General features: G+C 29.1%; 3 protein-coding genes. All 3 read right to left on the minus strand.

Annotation, left to right across the window (positions count from 1 at the left end):
• Positions 1–50: 50 nt before the first annotated feature.
• On the minus strand, positions 51–206 hold the full coding sequence (locus tag OIF36_04865; GenBank protein ID MCV6599785.1) for a hypothetical protein: 156 nt from the start codon (positions 204–206) through the stop codon (positions 51–53).
• Between the two features lie 21 nt (positions 207–227).
• Positions 228–452: a hypothetical protein gene (locus tag OIF36_04870; GenBank protein ID MCV6599786.1), complete on the minus strand. Its 225-nt coding sequence runs from the start codon at positions 450–452 to the stop codon at positions 228–230.
• A 67-nt stretch (positions 453–519) separates the two neighbouring features.
• Positions 520–784: hypothetical protein (locus OIF36_04875; protein ID MCV6599787.1), on the minus strand; the 265-nt coding region annotated here is incomplete at its 5' end.

Consider the following 784-nt stretch of genomic DNA (forward strand, 5'->3'; position numbering starts at 1 on the left):
TTATTTACCGCTTCTCCAACATAAGCGGGTACATTAGTTAATCCAGTTATTCATTTATTATTCATTTTTAAATTGGCTTGCATTTGTTTAGTTCCATGAAGTTTCAAATAACTATTGAGATCATTTTTATCAGCTTTAGTAGCAATCTTTCTATCAACATATTTTCTTGAAGTGGCACTTGCATCATTACCAGGAGTGACTTTCATATTTTTTTATGGCATAACCTTTCATATCGAGGTCTGCACCGACTTCTGATGAATTCTTTTGACATAATTGCTTAATGAAGTTTTATTGAGTTTAGTATTCATTGATACTTCCAATTGATGTTTTGTGATTGCATCACTACTTTCAACACCTTCACCAACATTTTTTAGTTTTTTATTCACCATATCATAATTTCCATCTTTTGTAAGACTAAAACCAACACCTGGTGTTCCTTGCAATCCTCTCAAAATTGATACCCCTCCTCGTTGTGGATTAATAGATTGTTGATTGAATATTCCCATTTTTATTTAATGATTATACATTATAATTGTTTATACATTTCCATAAAAATTCTTTTTTTATTCTTTTCATTGGTTTGTCAACATACAAAAATGAATAAGGTTCTTTTGTTGCTTTTTTAAATTTTTCCTTATCAACACCAAGTTCTGATGATATCATATTTCTTTCTCTTGAAGATGGAAATTCATAAACACAGTAATGAGAACAATTTAATCTTATGTCTCTTGGTGTTTTGTAAAAACTTTGCCTTAAATATATAACAGAACAATTTTTATGCCTG

The organism is Alphaproteobacteria bacterium, from assembly GCA_025800285.1.
In the GTDB taxonomy this organism is placed as follows: Bacteria; Pseudomonadota; Alphaproteobacteria; order JAOXRX01; family JAOXRX01; genus JAOXRX01.